This window comes from Faecalibacterium sp. I2-3-92 (genome assembly GCF_023347315.1).
Classification (GTDB): domain Bacteria; phylum Bacillota; class Clostridia; order Oscillospirales; family Ruminococcaceae; genus Faecalibacterium; species Faecalibacterium duncaniae.
This window is the reverse complement of sequence record NZ_CP094470.1, coordinates 1,347,830-1,365,477: the sequence shown is the minus strand read 5'-3', so window position 1 is coordinate 1,365,477 and position 17,648 is coordinate 1,347,830. Positions and strand designations below refer to the sequence as shown.

General features: G+C 60.1%; 17 protein-coding genes. 1 reads left to right on the top strand and 16 read right to left on the bottom strand.

Features of this window, described 5'->3' with window-relative positions; genetic code table 11:
• Positions 1 to 3 precede the first annotated feature (3 nt).
• Genes MTP42_RS06655 through MTP42_RS06620 form a run of 8 tightly spaced genes read right to left on the bottom strand, consistent with a single transcriptional unit; the run spans position 4 to position 7,308 of the window.
• The gene (locus tag MTP42_RS06655; protein ID WP_097771062.1) at positions 4 to 234 is read right to left on the bottom strand and encodes a DUF3343 domain-containing protein; all 231 of its coding nucleotides are present in this window, start codon (positions 232 to 234) and stop codon (positions 4 to 6) included.
• A gap of 3 nt (positions 235 to 237) precedes the next feature.
• Positions 238 to 1,371 (bottom strand): aminotransferase class V-fold PLP-dependent enzyme, encoded by a 1,134-nt coding sequence (locus tag MTP42_RS06650; RefSeq protein WP_249258241.1) that lies wholly within the window; start codon positions 1,369 to 1,371, stop codon positions 238 to 240.
• Complete coding sequence (yedF, locus tag MTP42_RS06645) at positions 1,368 to 2,000, bottom strand: sulfurtransferase-like selenium metabolism protein YedF (protein WP_249258240.1); 633 nt, start codon at positions 1,998 to 2,000, stop codon at positions 1,368 to 1,370. Before yedF ends, MTP42_RS06650 begins: the two co-directional genes overlap by 4 nt.
• 14 nt (positions 2,001 to 2,014) lie before the next feature.
• Positions 2,015 to 3,052: a selenide, water dikinase SelD gene (selD, locus tag MTP42_RS06640; protein ID WP_249258239.1), complete on the bottom strand. Its 1,038-nt coding sequence runs from the start codon at positions 3,050 to 3,052 to the stop codon at positions 2,015 to 2,017.
• 1 nt (position 3,053) lies between these two features.
• Complete coding sequence (yqeC, locus tag MTP42_RS06635; protein WP_249258238.1) at positions 3,054 to 3,758, bottom strand: selenium cofactor biosynthesis protein YqeC; 705 nt, start codon at positions 3,756 to 3,758, stop codon at positions 3,054 to 3,056.
• Positions 3,758 to 6,046: a xanthine dehydrogenase family protein molybdopterin-binding subunit gene (locus MTP42_RS06630; protein ID WP_249258237.1), complete on the bottom strand. Its 2,289-nt coding sequence runs from the start codon at positions 6,044 to 6,046 to the stop codon at positions 3,758 to 3,760. The genes yqeC and MTP42_RS06630 overlap by 1 nt, the downstream gene beginning before the upstream one ends.
• Complete coding sequence (locus tag MTP42_RS06625; RefSeq protein WP_005932760.1) at positions 6,043 to 6,516, bottom strand: (2Fe-2S)-binding protein; 474 nt, start codon at positions 6,514 to 6,516, stop codon at positions 6,043 to 6,045. Before MTP42_RS06625 ends, MTP42_RS06630 begins: the two co-directional genes overlap by 4 nt.
• Positions 6,517 to 6,522: 6 nt before the next feature.
• Entirely contained in the window at positions 6,523 to 7,308 is a 786-nt protein-coding gene (locus tag MTP42_RS06620; protein WP_215695362.1) for an FAD binding domain-containing protein, read from the bottom strand.
• Positions 7,309 to 7,417: 109 nt separating this feature from the next.
• Here MTP42_RS06620 and MTP42_RS06615 point away from each other — a divergent pair, with 109 nt between their 5' ends.
• Positions 7,418 to 8,089 carry a nucleotidyltransferase family protein gene (locus tag MTP42_RS06615; RefSeq protein ID WP_249258236.1) on the top strand — a complete coding sequence of 224 codons (672 nt, stop codon included), beginning with the start codon at positions 7,418 to 7,420 and terminating at the stop codon, positions 8,087 to 8,089.
• A gap of 5 nt (positions 8,090 to 8,094) precedes the next feature.
• On the opposite strand, the gene MTP42_RS06610 is transcribed toward MTP42_RS06615, so the two are convergent.
• The 8 genes from MTP42_RS06610 to MTP42_RS06575 form a co-directional block, all read right to left on the bottom strand.
• Positions 8,095 to 9,495 (bottom strand): uracil-xanthine permease family protein, encoded by a 1,401-nt coding sequence (locus tag MTP42_RS06610; RefSeq protein WP_249258235.1) that lies wholly within the window; start codon positions 9,493 to 9,495, stop codon positions 8,095 to 8,097.
• A gap of 161 nt (positions 9,496 to 9,656) precedes the next feature.
• Complete coding sequence (locus tag MTP42_RS06605; RefSeq protein ID WP_249258234.1) at positions 9,657 to 11,183, bottom strand: DUF3794 and LysM peptidoglycan-binding domain-containing protein; 1,527 nt, start codon at positions 11,181 to 11,183, stop codon at positions 9,657 to 9,659.
• A gap of 157 nt (positions 11,184 to 11,340) precedes the next feature.
• The gene (gene acrA, locus MTP42_RS06600; protein WP_005932752.1) at positions 11,341 to 12,435 is read right to left on the bottom strand and encodes an acryloyl-CoA reductase electron transfer subunit beta; all 1,095 of its coding nucleotides are present in this window, start codon (positions 12,433 to 12,435) and stop codon (positions 11,341 to 11,343) included.
• A gap of 21 nt (positions 12,436 to 12,456) precedes the next feature.
• The gene (gene acrB / locus MTP42_RS06595; protein ID WP_005932750.1) at positions 12,457 to 13,251 is read right to left on the bottom strand and encodes an acryloyl-CoA reductase electron transfer subunit gamma; all 795 of its coding nucleotides are present in this window, start codon (positions 13,249 to 13,251) and stop codon (positions 12,457 to 12,459) included.
• 17 nt (positions 13,252 to 13,268) lie between these two features.
• Complete coding sequence (locus MTP42_RS06590) at positions 13,269 to 14,438, bottom strand: acyl-CoA dehydrogenase (RefSeq protein WP_154276263.1); 1,170 nt, start codon at positions 14,436 to 14,438, stop codon at positions 13,269 to 13,271.
• 119 nt (positions 14,439 to 14,557) lie between these two features.
• Positions 14,558 to 15,430 carry a 3-hydroxyacyl-CoA dehydrogenase family protein gene (locus tag MTP42_RS06585; protein ID WP_249258233.1) on the bottom strand — a complete coding sequence of 291 codons (873 nt, stop codon included), beginning with the start codon at positions 15,428 to 15,430 and terminating at the stop codon, positions 14,558 to 14,560.
• 39 nt (positions 15,431 to 15,469) lie between these two features.
• Positions 15,470 to 16,255 (bottom strand): enoyl-CoA hydratase-related protein, encoded by a 786-nt coding sequence (locus MTP42_RS06580; RefSeq protein ID WP_098922489.1) that lies wholly within the window; start codon positions 16,253 to 16,255, stop codon positions 15,470 to 15,472.
• A 116-nt stretch (positions 16,256 to 16,371) separates the two neighbouring features.
• Complete coding sequence (locus tag MTP42_RS06575) at positions 16,372 to 17,586, bottom strand: acetyl-CoA C-acetyltransferase (RefSeq protein ID WP_249258232.1); 1,215 nt, start codon at positions 17,584 to 17,586, stop codon at positions 16,372 to 16,374.
• Positions 17,587 to 17,648 lie beyond the last annotated feature (62 nt).

Here is a 17,648-nt window from a genome sequence, read left to right as displayed (position 1 = left end):
TTGTTATTGTTCTACCACCGCTGCGGCATCATAGGCGGCGGGGTCGATGCGGCTCTGCCACAGCGGCCAGTCCTCGGGCGGCATCCGCCACGCAAGGCCGCACCCGGCAGAGAGCTCCCGGGGCAGCGGAATAAGCCGCCCGGGGATGTGTTCCGCTTCGCAGTGTTTTTCCCATGCCATTGCTTCCACTGTGGTGCGGAAGGATAACACGATATAGGGTCTCTTTGCACGCATTATTTATTCCTCCGCCAGGCTGCGCACCGCACGGGCAGCGGCAAGCGCCTCCTCCCGGGTGTTGGTGTGGGAGAAGCTGAACCGCACCACGCCCTGCTCCACGGTGCCCAGCGCCTTGTGCATCAGTGGAGCACAGTGCGCACCGGCCCGCACACAGATGCCGTACTCCTCCCAGAGCGCATCTGCCACCCGGGCGGAATCCTCGCCCATCAGGTTCAGCGAGACGATGGGCGCACGCGGCGCAGTGAAGTCACCATAGAGCCGCACACCGGGAATTTCCCGGACAGTTTCATAAAACAGGCATGCAAGCGCATTTTCTTTTGCTTCCAGCGCTTCCACGCCCTGCGTCAGGAGCCAGCGCACCCCGGCCCCCAGCCCGGCGATCCCCGGCACATTCAGCGTCCCGGCTTCCAGAGCGGTGGGCATTTCGACGGGGTGGCGTTCATCAAAGCTGTGGACTCCGCTGCCGCCCACCACAAGGGGGGCAACCTGCAGCCCGGGCCGGACATACAGCCCGCCGGTGCCCTGCGGGCCCAGCAGCGCCTTGTGCCCGGTAAAGCAGAGCACATCGATCCCCAGCGCCTGCACATCCATTGGCATGGCACCCGCTGTCTGGGCGGCATCCACGAGAAACAACAGGCCGTGCTTTTTTGCAAAAGCGGATACGAACGCCAGGTCCGTGCGGTTGCCGGTGACATTGGAAGCACCGGTCACAACCACTCCCCTGGTGTTGGGACGGAGCAGCTGCTCAAACTGCGCATAGCAGAGCACACCGTTTGCGTCCACATCCACAAAACTCACCTCAACCCCCTGCCTTTGGAGGCGGTAGAGAGGCCGCAGGACGGAATTGTGCTCACAGACCGTGGTGATGACATGATCCCCCGGGCCAAAGAGCCCGTTGATGGCCGTGTTCAGTGCCTGGGTCGCATTGGATGCAAAGGCGATGCAGGCCGGGCCTTCGGCGTGGAAGAGCCGAGCCAGCGCTTCCCGGGTCTCGTAGACGATGCGGGAGGCGTGCAGGGTGGGCGCATGGGCTCCACGGCCCGGGTTGCCCGCTGTCTGCAACGCATCCAGCATCGCCTGCCCCACTTCCGGGGGCTTGTACAAGGTGGTTGCGGCGTTATCAAGGTAGATCACGGCTTGACCACGTTCCCGGCGTTCAGCATCTTTTCAGCGATGACATACATATTGGTCACGCCGCCCACGGCCAGCTTCTCCGTTATGCCGTAGAAGTTCAGGCAGGTGCCGCAGGTCAGAATCTCCACGCCCTCAGCTTCCAGTGCCTTCAGGTCTTCCAGCATGGGCGAGCCCTCACAGGTCAGGGATGCGCCGCCGTTGTAGAAGAGGATCGTCTTGGGCAGCTTGTCCTGCTGGGTCAGGGAGAACACGAAGGCCTTGAGCAGGGTCTTGCCCAACTCCTCGGCCCCTTCCCCCATCTTGTCGGACGCGATGACCACCACTGTATCGGTGCGGGCATCCGGGATGCAGGTTTCCGCTTCTGACTGCTGTTTCACCTTGCCCGGCACAGCGGTATCCGCAACGGGCGTTTCCTTGATGGTAAAGCGAACACGGTATTCCTGCTCGGCCAGTTTTTCGGAGCTGGACAGATAGCCCTTCTGCTGGGCCATCTTGGTCAGGTTCTGGACAGCGATCTCATTGTCCACCAGCACTTCCACCTCGCCGGGGCCGCGCAGCTCTGCAATGGCCTTTTTGGCCTTGACCACGGGCAGCGGACAGGCATCTCCGCGGGCATTGATCTTGATCATCGGTTGTTCCTCCCTCATGCGTATGTTACTGTGATCTCCGGTGTCTGCTTTTCCCCAATGGTGCCCACGATCTTTGCGGGCAGACCCGCCGCCTGCAGCTCTGCTTCCAGGGCAGCGGCATCCTGCGGGGCCACGGCAAACAGCAGGCCGCCGGAGGTCTGGGGATCAAACAGGATCTCTTCCATCGGGAAGGGCACTTTCTCAAACCGGACAAAGGGCCCGGTGTGGTTGCGGTTGCGCTGACCGGCTGCGGTGTACAGGCAGGCATCTGCGGCCTCCCACGCACCGGGCAGCACCGGCACCGCATGGGCATCGATGACACAGGAGAGCTTCTCTCCCATCATCTCGTGCAGATGGCCCAGAAAGCTGAACCCGGTCACATCCGTGGCGGCGTGCACCTTGTACCTGCGTGCGATCTCTGCCGCCGTTTTGTTCAGGGTGGTCATGGAACGGACTGCTGCTTCCATCTGCTCCGGAGCGGCTTCGCCCACCCGGTTGGCGGTGCAGATCAGCCCCACGCCAAGCGCCTTGGTCAGAAGGAGCTTGTCACCCGGGCGGCCGGTATCGTTGGCCGTCAGGCGGTGCGGGTCTACCAGACCGGTCACCGACAGGCCGTACTTCACGCCGGTATCGGCAATGGAGTGCCCACCCGCCAGCGTGCCCCCGGCTTCGGCCACCTTTTCGGCACCGCCGCGCAGAATCTCCCCCAGCACGTTCAGATCCATGCTCTCGGAGAAGCAGACAAGATTCAGTGCCGTTTTGACCTCACCGCCCATGGCGTAGACATCGCTCAGGGCATTGGCCGCGGCGATCTGCCCGAAGGTATAGGGGTCATCGACCATCGGCGGGAAGAAATCCACCGTCTGCACCAGAGCAATGTCCTCGGTGATGCGATAGACGGCAGCATCGTCCCGGCTGTCGTAGCCAACCAGAAGGTCGGGGTCTTTTTCGCCCCGGGGCAGCTTTTCCAGAATGCGGCTCAGTACCCCGGCACCCAGCTTTGCGGTGCATCCGCCGCCGGTGCAGAAGACAATGGGGCCCTGTTCTGCCATTTCATGCACGCTCCCTTTCATCAAAATAAGTCAACATGCCCTGCACCTCATATTTTTCGCGCAGGAGCGCGAGGATCTGTTCTCCGGCAGCAATGCGGGCGGGGTCATCCGCCTGATTGAGCACCACAGAAAAGCGGCGGTTCCCCACCAGTTTTCGTCCCCCCTGCTCACTGGCCAGCAGCCTTGCCAGCAGCTCCGGGGTCAGAAGCGTTTCGGGGGCAGCGCCCAGCAGGGCGCAGGCCTGCTCCAGCCGGAAGCAGACCTCCCGCAAAGGTCTGCCCAGCGCGGACAACCCGGCCACGGCCAGCACGATATCGCTTTCCGGCAGCAGCACCGGTTCATGGGCCGCCGGGGCTTTGCAGGGCATCCGTTTTGCACCGTCCGCTTCCAAAAGAACAATATCCGCCTGTGCCATCCAGCGGGTCAGCTGCTCCGGCGGCAGGGCGGTCAGCTTGCTCTGCTCTGCCGGGACACCGGCCACGGCATATTGCCCTGCCGCCCAGAGGGACGCAAGAGCAGCTTCATCTACGGCATAATTCTCCCCCGGCTGTCGGATGTGCGTGGTGGTGCTCACCAGCACCCGCCAGCCTTTGGCGGCACAATGCCGGGCAAAGGCATAGAGCAGGGTGGTTTTTCCGCCGCCGCCCACCAGCGAGACCACATGGCCCTTTTCAGCCAGAAACGGAAACTGTTTTTCCGAAAGCATCAGCGGTTTTCTTCCACCGCCATGGCGACCTGCTCCGGGGTGATGGGCAGCTCATAGAAGCGGGTGCCGATGGCATTGTAGATGGCATCCGCGATGGCGGGCAGCGGGGTGTTGATGACCACCTCACCGATGGATTTTGCACCAAACGGGCCGTTGGGCTCGTAGCTGCTCTCAAACTCCACCCGGATGTGGCCGATGTCCACACGGGCGGGGATCTTATACTGCATAAAGGAGTTCTCCATCGGCCAGCCCTTGGCATCGTAGGTGATGTTCTCGGTCAGGGCCATGCCGATGCCCTGCAGGATGCCGCCCTCAGTCTGGACACGGGTCAGGTTGGGGTTGATGGGGGTGCCGCAGTCCACGCAGGCGGCATAATCCACCACCTTGACCTCACCGGTCTCCTTGTCCAGCTCAATTTCAGCCGCGCCGACCATGTAGGGCGGGGGCGAAAGGGGCGAGGTGTGGGTCTCGGTGATCTCCAGCGGCACCATGTGGCCGAACTGGGAGGCGAAGGCCACCTCGGAGAGAGAGACCTTCTTTTCCTGGTCTGCGTTCAGGGATACGAACTTGCCGTCAAAATCCACAGCCTCTTCGGTCGTCTGGAGCAGCTCCGCGCCCAGCTTGCAGATCTGGCCGCGCAGCCGGAGGGCGCACTTCTCCACTGCCTTGCCGGTGACATAGGTGGTAGAGGAAGCGTAGGAGCCGGAGTCATAGGGCGAGGTGTCGGTATCCGCGCCAAAGACGGTGATATTGTCCAGGTCACAGTCCAGCACCTCCGCGGCGATCTGAGCCAGCGTGGTGTCACAGCCGGTGCCCATATCAGCAGCGCCGATGATGAGGGAGTAGAACCCGTCATCGTTTACCTTGAGGGTTGCACTGCCCACATCCATGCCGGAAATGCCGGAGCCCTGCATGGCCATGCCCATACCCACGGCGCGCACCTTGCCATTGCCAAGGTCGCGCACAGGGTACTTGTTGTCCCAGTCGATCATCTCGTGGACTTTTTTCAGGCAGCGGTCCAGCGCGCAGCTGGTATTCACAGCGCCGTAATAGGCAGGCATCACATCGCCCTCTTTGACGATGTTCATTTCGCGGATCTTGAAGGGGTCCATGTGAAGTCTGGCGGCCAGCTCGTTGACAGCAGATTCCACCGCAAACAGGCCCTGGGTCGCACCATAGCCGCGGTACGCACCGGCAGACATGTGGTTGGTGTAGACCACATCGCTGACAAAACGGAAGGCCTCAGCCTTGCCGTACAGCGGGATGGACTTGTGGCCGGAAAGGCCCACTGTTGTGGGGCCGTGCTCGCCGTAGGCACCGGTGTTGGACAGGGTGTAGAGGTCGATGCCCTTCACAATGCCGTCCTTGGTGGCACCCAGACGGACGTGCATCTCCATCTCGTGGCGGGGCGAAGATGCGGTCTGGCTCTCTTCGCGGGTGAAGACCAGCTTGCAGGGCTTCTTGGTCTTCCAGGTAACAAAGGCCGGATAGATGGCCGAGACCGCCGTCTGCTTGGCACCAAAGCCGCCGCCGATGCGGGGCTTGATGACGCGGATCATGGATTTGGGGATGTGCAGGGCGTTTGCCACATTGCGGCGGGTATGGAACACGATCTGGGTCGAGCTGAGGATGTTCAGCCGCCCGTACAGGTCCATCCAGCAGCAAGTGCGGAAGGTCTCCATCATGGCCTGCTGACAGGCCTTGGTGTGGTAGACACGGTCGATGACAACATCGCACTTTGCCAGCACGGCATCGATGTCGCCGTCGCCGCACGCATCGTGGGCACAGAGGTTGCGCTTGTTATCGGCACCCACGGGGCTCAGGCTCTCCCAGTTGTCCTCCGGGTGGACAAGGATGGGGTTGTCCTTCGCAGTGTGGAAATCCAGCACCGGCTCCAGCACCTGATACTCCACCTTGATGAGCTTCATGGCCTTCTCGACACACTTCTCATCCTTGCCCACCACAATGGCCACCACGTCCCCTACAAAGCGGACGTGGCGGTCGATGACCAGGCGGTCGTAGGGGCTGGCTTCGGGGTAGGTCTGGCCGGCCTGCGTGTAGCGGCGGGCGTTCTGGTCCACATCCTCCCAGGTGAAGATGGCCTCGATGCCGGGCACCTTTTTGGCCACGGACGTGTCGATGCGCTCCACCATGGCGTTGGCATGGGGCGAACGGTACAGCTTAACGATCAGGCAGTCTGCCGGGGCCAGATCATCCATGTAAACGGGCTTGCCGGTCACAAGCTGCATGGCATCCTTTTTGCGGAATGCTTTGTTGACGTTTTTCATTCGGCACCCTCCTGTTTTGCTTTCTTCCAGGCGAGGAAATTCTGGATGCCCCGCAGCTGGCCCTCGTAGCCGGAGCAGCGGCAGAGGTTGCCCGCAAGATATTCCTTGATCTCCTCCTCAGTGGGGTATTCCTTTTCCCGGAAGAGGGCGAGGGCGTTCATAATAAAGCCCGGATTGCAGAAGCCGCACTGCTCCGCACCCTGATCGGCGATAAAAGCACCGAACTCAGCAGCCTCCTCCTGCAGGCCCTCCAGCGTGGTCACCCTGTGGCCGTCGGCACGGGCTGCCAGCACAGAGCAGGACAGCACCGGCACATCGTCCAGAAAGACGGTGCACAGGCCGCAGTTGGAGGTCTCACAGCCGCGCTTGACACTGTAACAGCCGTGTGCGCGGACAAAATCGATGAGCAGGGTGTCCGGTGCGGCCTCTGCCGTGACTTTGGTTCCGTTCAGAATAATATTCACCTGCATCTTGTCTCACCTGTTCCCTTCCAATTTCAGCACAGCGCGCTTGACCAGCACCCCGGCCAGATGATTGCGGTATTCCGCACTGCCGCGCATGTTGCTCTCCGTCCGGATGTTTGCCCGCACCTCAGCGGCAAAGCGGGCGGCGGTCAGCTCCGGCGTTTCGACGGCATTGGGCTGCAGGGTATACAGCACTGCCTTGCCGGGCCGGGCACCAATGGCGACCCGGAAGCCCCCGGCCGTTTTCGCGGCGGCACAGGTCAGCACCGGGAAATCCGTCTGGCTGTTGCGCACCGACTGATAGCAGAATGCTGCCTGCTCTTTCGGCACGATGACCCGCACCAGGATATCCCTGTCGTACGGGCGCTGAGCATACTCCGAAAGCGGCACGATGCCGCCCTTGTAGAGCTCCACCGAAGCGTTCAGGGCCAGGAACATGGTCAGAACATCGGAAAAGCCAAAACGGCTGTAAATGCTGCCGCCCACGGTGGCAAGGTTGCGCAGCTGCACACCCACAATGTGGCGCACAGATTCCCGCACAGCGCCGTCCGTGTAGGCATTGAGCCCCTCGTGGAGCTCGATCTGCCGCAGGGGCACCATGGCCCCGATGGAAAAGCCCTCGGCCGTTTCCTCAATTTTGTCCAGCCCAAGGCCCGACAGGTCGATGGCGGTGCCGACATTGATGTTCTCCATCTTGAGCCAGATCATGCCGCCGATGACCCGATTGTTTCGCTTCTGGTTGAGCTGCCAGGCTTCCTCGAGGCTTTCGGCCCGTTTGTATTCCCGGATCGTCATCATACGCAGTACCTCTCTTTTTTCGATTGCTACTTTTATTTTATCACAAAATCCCTTATAATGCCACTGGAAAGACTGCCGCAGATCCGGTAGGTTCAGGAGGAATGATTTTATGGCAGAGTTGTGCAGAAAAAACGCCCGCCCTTCGGTGGGGTGCGTCATCATGGCATCGGGGCTGGCCCGGCGGTTCGGCTCCAACAAGCTGCTGGCCGATTTCGGGGGCCGCCCCCTGCTCTGCCGGGCGCTGGAGGTCACCGCCACCCCCGCCCTTGCCGCCCGGGTGGTCGTGACCCGCTCTGCCGAGGTAAAGGCCCTGTGTGACGCACAGGCCGTTTCCTGCCTGCTCCACAGCCTGCCGGGCCGGAACGACACTGTTCGGCTGGGGCTGGAGGCGCTGCTGGAGCAATGCCCCAACCTTGCAGGCTGCATCTTCCTGCCCGGAGATCAGCCCCTGCTGCAGCGGGAGACCCTGGAAGCGCTGATCACTGCTTTTGCCCTGACACAAAAAGAAACAGAGCGGGCGATCTTCCGGCTGGGAGCCCGGGCCGCACATGGCCCGGACACCGTTGTCGGAAGTCCCGTTCTGTTTGGATGCGGATATTTTCCCGCTCTGCGCACCCTGCCAGAGGGCAAGGGCGGCAGTGTTGTGCTCAAGGCTCACCTTGAGCAGGTACAGATCGTTTACGCCCAGCGGCGGGAAGAACTGCTGGATGCAGATACGCCGGAAGCTCTGGAGGAGCTCTCCGCCATTGCAGCGCAATGGTGCGTCACCGAAGGTGACTGAGAGGTTTATTCGGCCTTATCGTCCTTGGGCAGCAGCACGTTCAGCACAATGGCCACAAAGGCTGCGGGCACGATGCCGCTCTCGCCGCAGATCAGCTGGAAGAACTGGGGGGTGTGTGCCAGGATGCTGGCATTTGCACCCATGCCGTAACCCACGCCCAGTGCAACGGAAACGATGGTCAGGGTGCGCGGGGTCATCTTTTCCTTGGTAATGAGCTGGATGCCGGACACCACGATGGAAGAGAACATCATCACGGCAGCACCGCCCAGAACGGCCTGCGGCATGATGGAGACCAGTGCGCCCAGCTTGGGGATCAGGCCGCAGAGGATCAGGAAGATGGCACCGGTAGCCAGTGCACCGCGGTTGACGACCTTGGTCATGGAAACCAGACCCACGTTCTGACTGAAGGAGGTGTTGGGCAGAACGCCGAAGCAGGCGGCAAAGGAAGAGCCCAGGCCGTCACAGATAACACCGCCGGACAACTCCTTATCGGTGGCCTCACGGCTCATGCCGCCCTCCATCACGCCGGAGATATCGCCCACGGTCTCCACAGCGGTGACGATGAACATGATCAGCACGGGCAGGATGGCGCGCATATCAAAAACGATCTTGACGGGAACCAGCTTGGGGATGGCAAACCAGTCAGCCTGTGCCACCTTGCTCCAGTTCAGCACCCATGCCTTGGTGAACTCCACACCCTCGGCAGTGACACCAGTGGTAGGCAGGACAAAGCCCATGATAAAGGCTGCCAGATATCCCGCCACAATGCCGATGAGGATGGAGGAAGAACTCAGGAAGCCCGTGGTCCAATGCTTGAAGAACAGGATCACCACCAGCACGAACACGGCCAGCAGCAGGTTTTCCGCGGAACCGAAGTCGTTGGCTGCGTTGCCGCCGCCAAAGGAGTTGACACCCACGGAGATCAGGGACAGACCGATGGACAGCACCACCGTGCCGGTGACCACCGTGGGGAAGAACTTGCGCAGGGGCTTGAGGAAGAAGCCCAGCACAGTCTCAAACAGGCCGCCCAGAATGGAAGCGCCCATGATGGCACCGTAGGCCAGCACGCCGCCGCCCATGGAAGCAGCCACACTGTTGAACACGCCCAGGAAGCCGGAGCTGGTACCCATGATGATGGGAACCTGACCGCCCACAGGGCCGATGGAGAACAGCTGCACCAGCGTGACCACACCGGCCACGAACATGGCGTTCTGCAGCAGGCTGACCTGCAGGTCAGCAAACTCACCGCCTGCAAGGCCGCAGGCACTGGTGATGATAAGAAGCGGGGTCAGGTTGCCCACGAACATGGCAAATACATGCTGCAGGCCCAGCGGGATGGCCTGGCGAAGGGGCATCTTGGCATCAAACTGGTATGCACCCTTCTCCAACTCGATATTTTTGATCATAACTTCTCCTTTATCTAAAAGGCTTTTTTACACGACAAAAATTATTATAGCAGAGCCTTTCTCAAATTGGGAGAGGTCCGGGATGTTTTTTGTTCATTTTTAGTTCATAAGTCATACTTTAACTTTGAATTGTTCTTCTGTGAAGTACAAAATCGGATGGATCAGCCCCCTGCTCCCGGTACCAGAAGCCTCTGAGGCGCATCAATGGCCGTGGTGCCCTCTGCAAGGTCGTTGGCCGCAAGCATCTGGGCCGGGGAGACATGGAACCGCCTGGCGATGGCAAACAGCTCCTCCCCCGCCTGTGCATAATAGATGCGCAGGCTGATCTCCGGGTCTGCCGGGGTCAACGGCTCTCCCAGCGCGATGGAGCCCACACAGGTGTTTCCGCTCCGCTGTAGGATGGCTCCTTCTGCCTTGACGGAAAGGTTGACCTCCAGTGTGCCGTTTGCGCAGACACAGCGCAGATCCTCGGCACGGAGCCAGCACTCCGGGATCAGCTCTGCGTCCGAGGGCAGCTCCCGCCCCAGCGGCAGGGCAAGCTCCAGCACCTTTTCGTAGCTTTCCAGCTCTGAAAGGCTGTTCTCCCCAAAGGCAGTCACAGTCACCCGGCTGGTCAGATCCCAGTTATTTTCCCTGTATGCCAGCAAGGCCGGACCAAAGGAGGCAAAGCAGGCCAGAATTTTAGCCCCAGCGTCCGGCAGAGGGCCGGAGCCGGTCAGGGTCACGGTCTCATCCAGGGTGCAGGCCAGCGATTCCGTCTGTACCGTCTGCGGGGTCTGTTCTGTCTCAAATTTCGTGGAGAAGGCATCCGCCACGCACTGCAGCTGGTAGGGCCTCCATGCCCGCAGACGCAGCATCAGGTTGGCAGTCAGGCGGCTGGGTTCCTCCCCTTCTCCCTCCGTGAGCGTAAAGCCCACCGGCTCGGCCACGCAGAGGCAGCGGCAGTCCTCGCTCAGGCCGTCCACATCCAGCACCTGATTGAAGTTCAGGTTCACGCTCTGGCTCTGCAGTGCCGGGTCGCCCTCGGCACGCCAGGCACAGGAAACGACCAGCACGCCCTTGGCAACGGCTTTCCCGTTCAGGAGCTTGAGGTCTTCGACAGAGGCATTGCCGCTGAGGTCCAAAACGGCGGCGGGCGGCGTGGGAAAGCGGATCTCGCCCTCGACCGTGACCAACTTTTCCAGCACAGCGGCGCGCCGCACCCCAGAAAGGGTGACCAGTTTCTGCTCCACCCCGCCATCCGACAAGGCCGTGATGACATCCGTTTTGACCTGCGTGTGCACCGATACCACCAGCCCATACGCCCCCCGCACCTCGATGCGGCGCGGGTTGACGGTGCGGCAGTTCAGATATTCGGTCTGGCCTTCCACCTGCACGGCCCATGCCGTGAAGACGAACTCCGGCAGATCCAGCAGCTTGGTAAAGGGGAGCTTCTGCTCAGTCTGGCATAAGCCCGCCCCCTCTTCCCCCTGATAATAGACCACACAGCGCAGATATCCCTCCAATTGCAGCTTGCCGGGCTGCAGCCGCTTTTGCAGCACCACCGGCCTGACAAAGCACTTGACCAGTTTGAACACCGGTGGCAGATAATCAGAGATCAGGATCTCCGTTTCCAGCGGCAGCTCTGCCTTGAGGGTACAGTTTGTCCCCGCCGCCGGCAGGGCATCCCGAAAGATCTTCAACTCCATGGTACGCGCTCCTTTCCTGTCCGCTCTTGGTGTCATTTTATTCCGGGAACAGGTGGAATAGAACGGAGCTACTTTCCGGAGACGCAAAAAGCCGCCGCACAGCGTTTCCACTGCGCGGCGGCCTTATCACAATCAGGGTTCGGGGAAAATCAGGTGCTTATTCAGCAGCCTTGGCAGCCTCGATCTGCTTGATCAGCTCGGGAACGACCTTGAACAGATCGCCCACGATGCCGTAGTCAGCAACACCGAAGATGGGTGCGCTCTCGTTCTTGTTGACGGCGATGATGCACTCGGAATCCTGCATACCAGCGGTGTGCTGGATGGCACCGGAAATGCCCAGAGCAACATAGATCTTGGGGTGGACCGTCTTACCAGTCTGACCGACCTGATGGTCAGCGGTCATCCAGCCTGCATCGGTAACGGCACGGGAAGCACCCACAACGCCGCCGCCCAGTGCAGCAGCCAGCTGCTCAGCCAGCTCGATGCCCTTGTTGACATCCTTGCTGATGCCGCGGCCAACGGAGACGATGACATCGGCACCGATCAGATCGACCAGCTTCTCAGCAGCCTTCTCGACGCTCAGGACCTCGGTCTTGATGTCGGCAGCGGACAGCTCGAAAGCGGGCTTCACGATTTGGCAGGCATCTGCCTTGGCCTGATCGAAGGGAGCCTTCTTCATAACGCCGGGGCGCACGGTGGACATCTGAGGACGGAAGCGGGGGCAGATGATGGTAGCCATCAGATGGCCGCCGAATGCGGGACGGGTCATCTTCAGGTTGCGGTCTTCCATATCGAACTTCTGCTTGGACAGGTCGATGGTGGAGCTCTCCTTCAGGAAGTCGATGTACTTTGCAGTGTCGATATCCAGGTGGGTAGCATCAGCGGTCAGGCCGGTGTGCAGACGGGCTGCGCAACGGGGGCCCAGATCGCGGCCAATGTTGGTGGCACCGATCAGCAGGACCTCGGGCTTGTACTCGTTGACCATGTCGCAGACGACCTTGGCGTATGCGTCCGTGGTGTAATCCTTCAGCAGGGGGCTGTCGCAGACCATGACCTTATCAGCGCCATAGCCGCCCAGCTCCTTGGCAATGCCGTCCACGTTATCGCCCAGCAGCAGGCCGGTGACTTCGCAGTTCAGCTCATCAGCCAGCTTGCGGGCCTCGCTGACCAGCTCGAAATCGGTGGGCATCAGTTTGCCCTGGCGCTGCTCACAAAAGACCCAAACGCCCTTGTACTCGTTAAAATCAGCCATTGTAATCCTATGCTCCTTTCATCAGATCAGGTGCTTCTTGGCCAGGATACCTGCCAGCTGTGCGGCGGTGTCGTCGCCAGTCAGCATGGTGCCTGCGCCCTTCTGCGGAGGAGTGAAGGACTTAAAGACGTTCGTCGGAGAACCCTTCAGACCGATGGTATCGACCTCGATCAGCGGATCATCCTTCAGAGCGTTGTAATCGAACACTTCCATGGGCTTGTCGTAGCAGGTGAAGATGCCATTGACGCTCATGTAACGGGGCTGGTTCAGCTCCTTGATGCAGGTCAGCAGGCAGGGAGTCTGCACCTTGACCATCATGTAGCCGTCTTCCAGCATACGCTTCACGGTCAGGGTGTTGCCATCCTTCTGGATGTCAGCCACATAGGTAACCTGGGGCAGATGCAGCTTTTCAGCGATCTGGGGGCCGACCTGTGCGGTATCACCATCGATTGCCTGACGACCGCAGAACACAACGTCCTCGGGGCCAACGCCGATCTTATTGACAGCAGCAGCCAGGATCTGGCTGGTTGCAAAGGTATCGGAACCGCCGAACTCACGGCCGGAGACCAGAACAGCCTTGTCCGCACCGCGGGCCAGCAGCTCACGCAGCATTCCCTCGGCCGGAGGAGGACCCATGGTGATGACAACGACTTCGCAGCCGGTAGCGTCCTTGAGCTTCAGAGCAGCCTCCAGAGCGTTCAGGTCATCGGGGTTGGTGATGGTGGCCATAGAGGCACGATCCAGAGTACCGTCTGCCTTGACGGCGACTTTGCCGGAGGTATCAGGAACCTGCTTTACACAAACAATTGCTTTCATTGTAAATCTTACCTCCCTTACTTCAGCAGAGCGCCGGAAATGACCATCATCTGCACTTCGCTGGTGCCCTCGTAGATCTCAGTGATCTTGGCATCACGCATCATGCGCTCGATGGGGTAGTCACGGGTGTAGCCGTAACCGCCGAACAGCTGCAGGCAGCGGCGGGTCACATCGCTTGCGGTGCGGGCTGCGATCAGCTTAGCCTGAGCAGCCTCCACGCTGTAACGGACCTTTGCGCCGTCCATGGCCTGCTGCTTCTTCAGAGCGGCAGCGTAGACCAGATACTTGGCAGCCTCAACGCGGGCCTTCATCTCAGCCAGCTCGAACTGGGTGTTCTGGAATGCGGAGATGCTGCGGCCAAACTGCTTGCGCTCCTTGACGTAAGCAACGGTCTCCTCCAGAGCGCCCTCGGCAATGCCCAGAGCCTGAGAAGCGATGCCGATACGGCCGCCATCCAGGGTAGCCATGGCCAGCTGGAAGCCCTTGCCGCGCACGCCCAGCATACGATCCTTCGGGATACGGCAATCCTCGAAGATCAGCTCGCAGGTGGAAGAACCACGGATGCCCATCTTATCCTCAGCCTTACCGACGGAGAAGCCCGGATCGGTGCGCTCAACGATGAAGGCAGAGCACAGCTTGGTGGGACGGCCCTTCTTATCCAGAACGTGGTCGGTGACAGCGATGACGATAAAGACATCAGCGAAACCGGCGTTGGTGATGAAGATCTTGGAGCCATTCAGGACCCAGCAGTCATCCTCTTCCTTGGCAATGGTCTGCTGACCCTGTGCATCGGTACCAGCGCCCGGCTCGGTCAGGCCGAAAGCACCCAGCCACTCGCCGCTGCAGAGCTTGGGCAGATACTTTGCCTTCTGCTCGGGGGTGCCGTTCTCATAAATAGGAGCAGCACACAGGCTGGTGTGAGCGGAGACGATGACACCGGTGGTGCCACAGACCTTGCTCAGCTCCTCCACTGCCATGACGTAGGACAGCACATCGCCGCCTGCACCGCCGACAGAGGTGGGGAAGTAAATGCCCATCATGCCCAGCTTGCCCATCTTCTCGACGGTCTCTTTGGGGAAGTACTCTTCTGCATCAACCTTCTTAGCCAGGGGCTTGACTTCGTTTTCAGCAAACTCGCGGTACATCTTCTGCACCATCTGCTGCTGCTTGGACAGAGTAAAATCCATCGCTATATCCTCCTAACGGGTGTTTTTTATCTCCCGGGGTCAGGGTTCCCCCCTACCCGGTTGCAAACAAATTCCTCCCGACCGCTTTCCCCACGGCCGGGAGAAATGTTTATCAGAAATTACAGCTGGTCAACAGGGGTCTTGGTACGGTCTGCGTTGTAAACGTAGAAGCCCTTGCCGGTCTTGCAGCCCAGGTTGCCGCCGCGGACCATCTTGCGGATCAGCGGGCAGGCGCGATACTTGCTGTCGCCGGTCTCATGGTACAGGACATCCATGATGGCCAGGCAGATATCCAGGCCGATGAAGTCGCCCAGCTCCAGGGGTCCCATGGGGTGGTTGGCGCCCAGCTTCATAGCGGTATCGATGCCTGCGATATCAGAAACGCCCTCCATCTTGATGAAGGCAGCCTCGTTGATCATGGGGATCAGGATGCGGTTGACCACAAAGCCTGCAGCCTCGTTGACCTGAACAGGGTTCTTGCCGATGGCCACGGAGATCTCCTTGATCTTCTCAACGGTCTCGGCGGGGGTATTGCAGCCGGCGATGACCTCGATCAGCTTCATGCGGTCAGCGGGGTTGAAGAAGTGCATACCGACCAGAGGACGGCTCAGGCCCTTGCCGATCTCGGTGATGGACAGGGAGGAAGTGTTGGAAGCGAAGATGCACTCGGGCTTGCAGATCTTATCCAGCTCGCCGAAAGTGGTCTGCTTGACCTTCATATCCTCAAAAGCAGCCTCAACGATCAGGTCGCAGTCTGCGCACAGATTCTCCTTCAGGCCCGGGGTGATGGCTGCAACGATCGTGTCAGCCTTTTCCTGGGGGATCTTGCCCTTAGCAACCAGCTTCTCGTAGCCCTTCTTGATCTTTGCCAGGCCGTTCTCAGCCCACTCCTGCTTGATGTCGCACAGAGCAACGGTGTTGCCCTCAACCTGTGCAAATGCCTTTGCGATACCCTGGCCCATAGTGCCAGCGCCGATAACACCGATCTTCATAGGAAATCTCTCCTTTAATATCAAAAATTATGTAACGGATTAGTTGTTGGTGAACACTGCCTTGGGCTTCGGTTTCTCACGGCTCAGGAAGCAGGCCATGCCCTCCTGCTGATCGTGGGTCTCGAAGCAAGCACCGAACAGCTTCTCCTCGACTTCCACAGCCTTCTCAATGGGCAGGCTGATGCCACCGTTGATGGCCTTCTTGCAGTTGCGCACTGCAATGGGAGCGTTCTTGGCGATCTTGCCGGCCAGCTTCAGCACGTTCTCCATCAGTTCAGCCTGCGGATACACGGCGTTGACCAGACCAATGCGGTATGCCTCGTCTGCCTTGATGTTCAGGGCAGAGTAGACCAGCTGCTTTGCCATGCCCATGCCGACCAGACGTGCCAGACGCTGGGTGCCGCCGAAGCCCGGGGTGATGCCCAGACCAACTTCGGGCTGACCGAACACGGCGTTGTCAGAGCAGATGCGGATGTCGCAGCTCATGGCCAACTCATTGCCGCCGCCCAGTGCAAAGCCGTTGACGGCTGCAATGACGGGGATGGGGAAGCTCTCGATCATCAGGAACACGTCATTGCCCAGCTTGCCGAAGGCCTCGCCCTCTGCCTTGGTCATGGTGCTCATGGAGCCGATATCAGCGCCTGCAACGAAGCTCTTGTCGCCTTCGCCGGTCAGGACGATGCAGCGGATGGTCTCCTGATCGACAGCCTCAAAAGCTGCCTTCAGGTCTGCCAGAACCTCAGGGTTCAGGGCATTCAGTGCCTTGGGACGGTCGATGGTGATGATCTCGACAGCGCCCTGCACCTCGGTTTTTACAAAAGCCATTGTGAAAACCTCCAATTCAGATTCTCAGTGTTTCAAAACAGCTCCCGCGCCCCGGCAGAGTCTCCGGTCTGAGCCGGGGCGCGGGCTGTCATTCAATTCAATTCCAAAGGGGGAGCTTACATCTCAACGATGGTAGCGCAGCCCATGCCGCCGCCGATGCACAGGGTAGCCAGACCCTTGTGAGCACCACGGTGCTTCATAGCGTACAGCAGGGTGACCAGGATACGAGCGCCGGAAGCGCCGACCGGGTGGCCCAGAGCGATGGCGCCGCCGTTGACGTTCACCTTGCTCATATCGAAGTTCAGAGCCTGGCTGACAGCCACAGACTGTGCAGCAAATGCCTCGTTTGCCTCGATCAGGTCCATGTCAGCAACAGTCAGGCCGGTCTTAGCCATGACCTTCTTGGTTGCTGCGATGGGGCCCAGGCCCATGACCTCGGGCTCGACACCTGCCAGAGCACCGGCGACCCAGGTTGCCAGAGGCTTAACGCCCAGCTCCTTGGCCTTCTCCTCACTCATAATGACCAGAGCAGCAGCGCCGTCGTTGATGGCGGAAGAGTTGCCTGCGGTCACGATGCCGTCCTTGGTGAAAGCGGGCTTCAGGGTTCCCAGCTTCTCGACCGGGGTCAGACGGGGGCCTTCATCGGTATCGAACACGGTGTCGCCCTTCTTGCCCTTGATGACAACAGGAACGATCTCATCCTTGAAAGCGCCGTCCTTGATGGCCTTGTCAGCCTTGACCTGGCTGTTGTAGGAGAACTCATCCAGCATCTCGCGGGTGATGGGGCTGTAGCCGTACTTCTTCTGGAAGGTCTCGTTGGTGCAGACATTCTCAGCGGTCATGCCCATGTGCTTGTTGAAGCCGGTGGCATCCCACAGAGCATCGTTGACCATGGTATCAACCAGCTCGCTCTTGCCCATGGGAGCGCCCATGCGGTAGCCGTAACGGCCCTTCATCATTGCAAAGGGAGCCATGTCCATGTTCTCCATGCCGCCTGCGACAACGATATCAGCATCGCCTGCCTCGATCATCTGAGCAGCCATGTTCACGCAGTTCAGACCGGAACCGCAGACCACGTTGACGGTGACAGCGGGGGTCTCGATGGGCAGGCCAGCCTTCAGGGAAGCCTGACGGGCAACGTTCTGGCCCAGACCAGCCTGGATCACGCAGCCCATGTAAACATGATCGACCTGCTCAGGCTTGACGTTTGCGCGGTTCAGAGCCTCCTTGATGACGATGGAGCCCAGCTCAGCAGCGGGGACGTTGGCAAGGGTGCCACCGAACTTACCAATGGCGGTACGGCATGCAGATGCGATAACGATCTTTTTCATGTGAATAGCCTCCTGATTGTGTATGTTGTGATTTAAGAAAGACTGTTTTATCAAAACGCCGA

Excerpts from the sequence above, each read along its gene's own strand:
- MTP42_RS06655 (WP_097771062.1), bottom strand. The coding sequence starts at position 234 with ATGCGTGCAAAGAGACCCTATATCGTGTTATCCTTCCGCACCACAGTG.
- yedF (WP_249258240.1), bottom strand. The coding sequence starts at position 2,000 with ATGATCAAGATCAATGCCCGCGGAGATGCCTGTCCGCTGCCCGTGGTC.
- selD (WP_249258239.1), bottom strand. The coding sequence starts at position 3,052 with ATGGCAGAACAGGGCCCCATTGTCTTCTGCACCGGCGGCGGATGCACC.
- yqeC (WP_249258238.1), bottom strand. The coding sequence starts at position 3,758 with ATGCTTTCGGAAAAACAGTTTCCGTTTCTGGCTGAAAAGGGCCATGTG.
- MTP42_RS06630 (WP_249258237.1), bottom strand. The coding sequence starts at position 6,046 with ATGAAAAACGTCAACAAAGCATTCCGCAAAAAGGATGCCATGCAGCTT.
- MTP42_RS06625 (WP_005932760.1), bottom strand. The coding sequence starts at position 6,516 with ATGCAGGTGAATATTATTCTGAACGGAACCAAAGTCACGGCAGAGGCC.
- MTP42_RS06620 (WP_215695362.1), bottom strand. The coding sequence starts at position 7,308 with ATGATGACGATCCGGGAATACAAACGGGCCGAAAGCCTCGAGGAAGCC.
- MTP42_RS06615 (WP_249258236.1), top strand. The coding sequence starts at position 7,418 with ATGGCAGAGTTGTGCAGAAAAAACGCCCGCCCTTCGGTGGGGTGCGTC.
- MTP42_RS06610 (WP_249258235.1), bottom strand. The coding sequence starts at position 9,495 with ATGATCAAAAATATCGAGTTGGAGAAGGGTGCATACCAGTTTGATGCC.
- MTP42_RS06605 (WP_249258234.1), bottom strand. The coding sequence starts at position 11,183 with ATGGAGTTGAAGATCTTTCGGGATGCCCTGCCGGCGGCGGGGACAAAC.
- acrA (WP_005932752.1), bottom strand. The coding sequence starts at position 12,435 with ATGGCTGATTTTAACGAGTACAAGGGCGTTTGGGTCTTTTGTGAGCAG.
- acrB (WP_005932750.1), bottom strand. The coding sequence starts at position 13,251 with ATGAAAGCAATTGTTTGTGTAAAGCAGGTTCCTGATACCTCCGGCAAA.
- MTP42_RS06590 (WP_154276263.1), bottom strand. The coding sequence starts at position 14,438 with ATGGATTTTACTCTGTCCAAGCAGCAGCAGATGGTGCAGAAGATGTAC.
- MTP42_RS06585 (WP_249258233.1), bottom strand. The coding sequence starts at position 15,430 with ATGAAGATCGGTGTTATCGGCGCTGGCACTATGGGCCAGGGTATCGCA.
- MTP42_RS06580 (WP_098922489.1), bottom strand. The coding sequence starts at position 16,255 with ATGGCTTTTGTAAAAACCGAGGTGCAGGGCGCTGTCGAGATCATCACC.
- MTP42_RS06575 (WP_249258232.1), bottom strand. The coding sequence starts at position 17,586 with ATGAAAAAGATCGTTATCGCATCTGCATGCCGTACCGCCATTGGTAAG.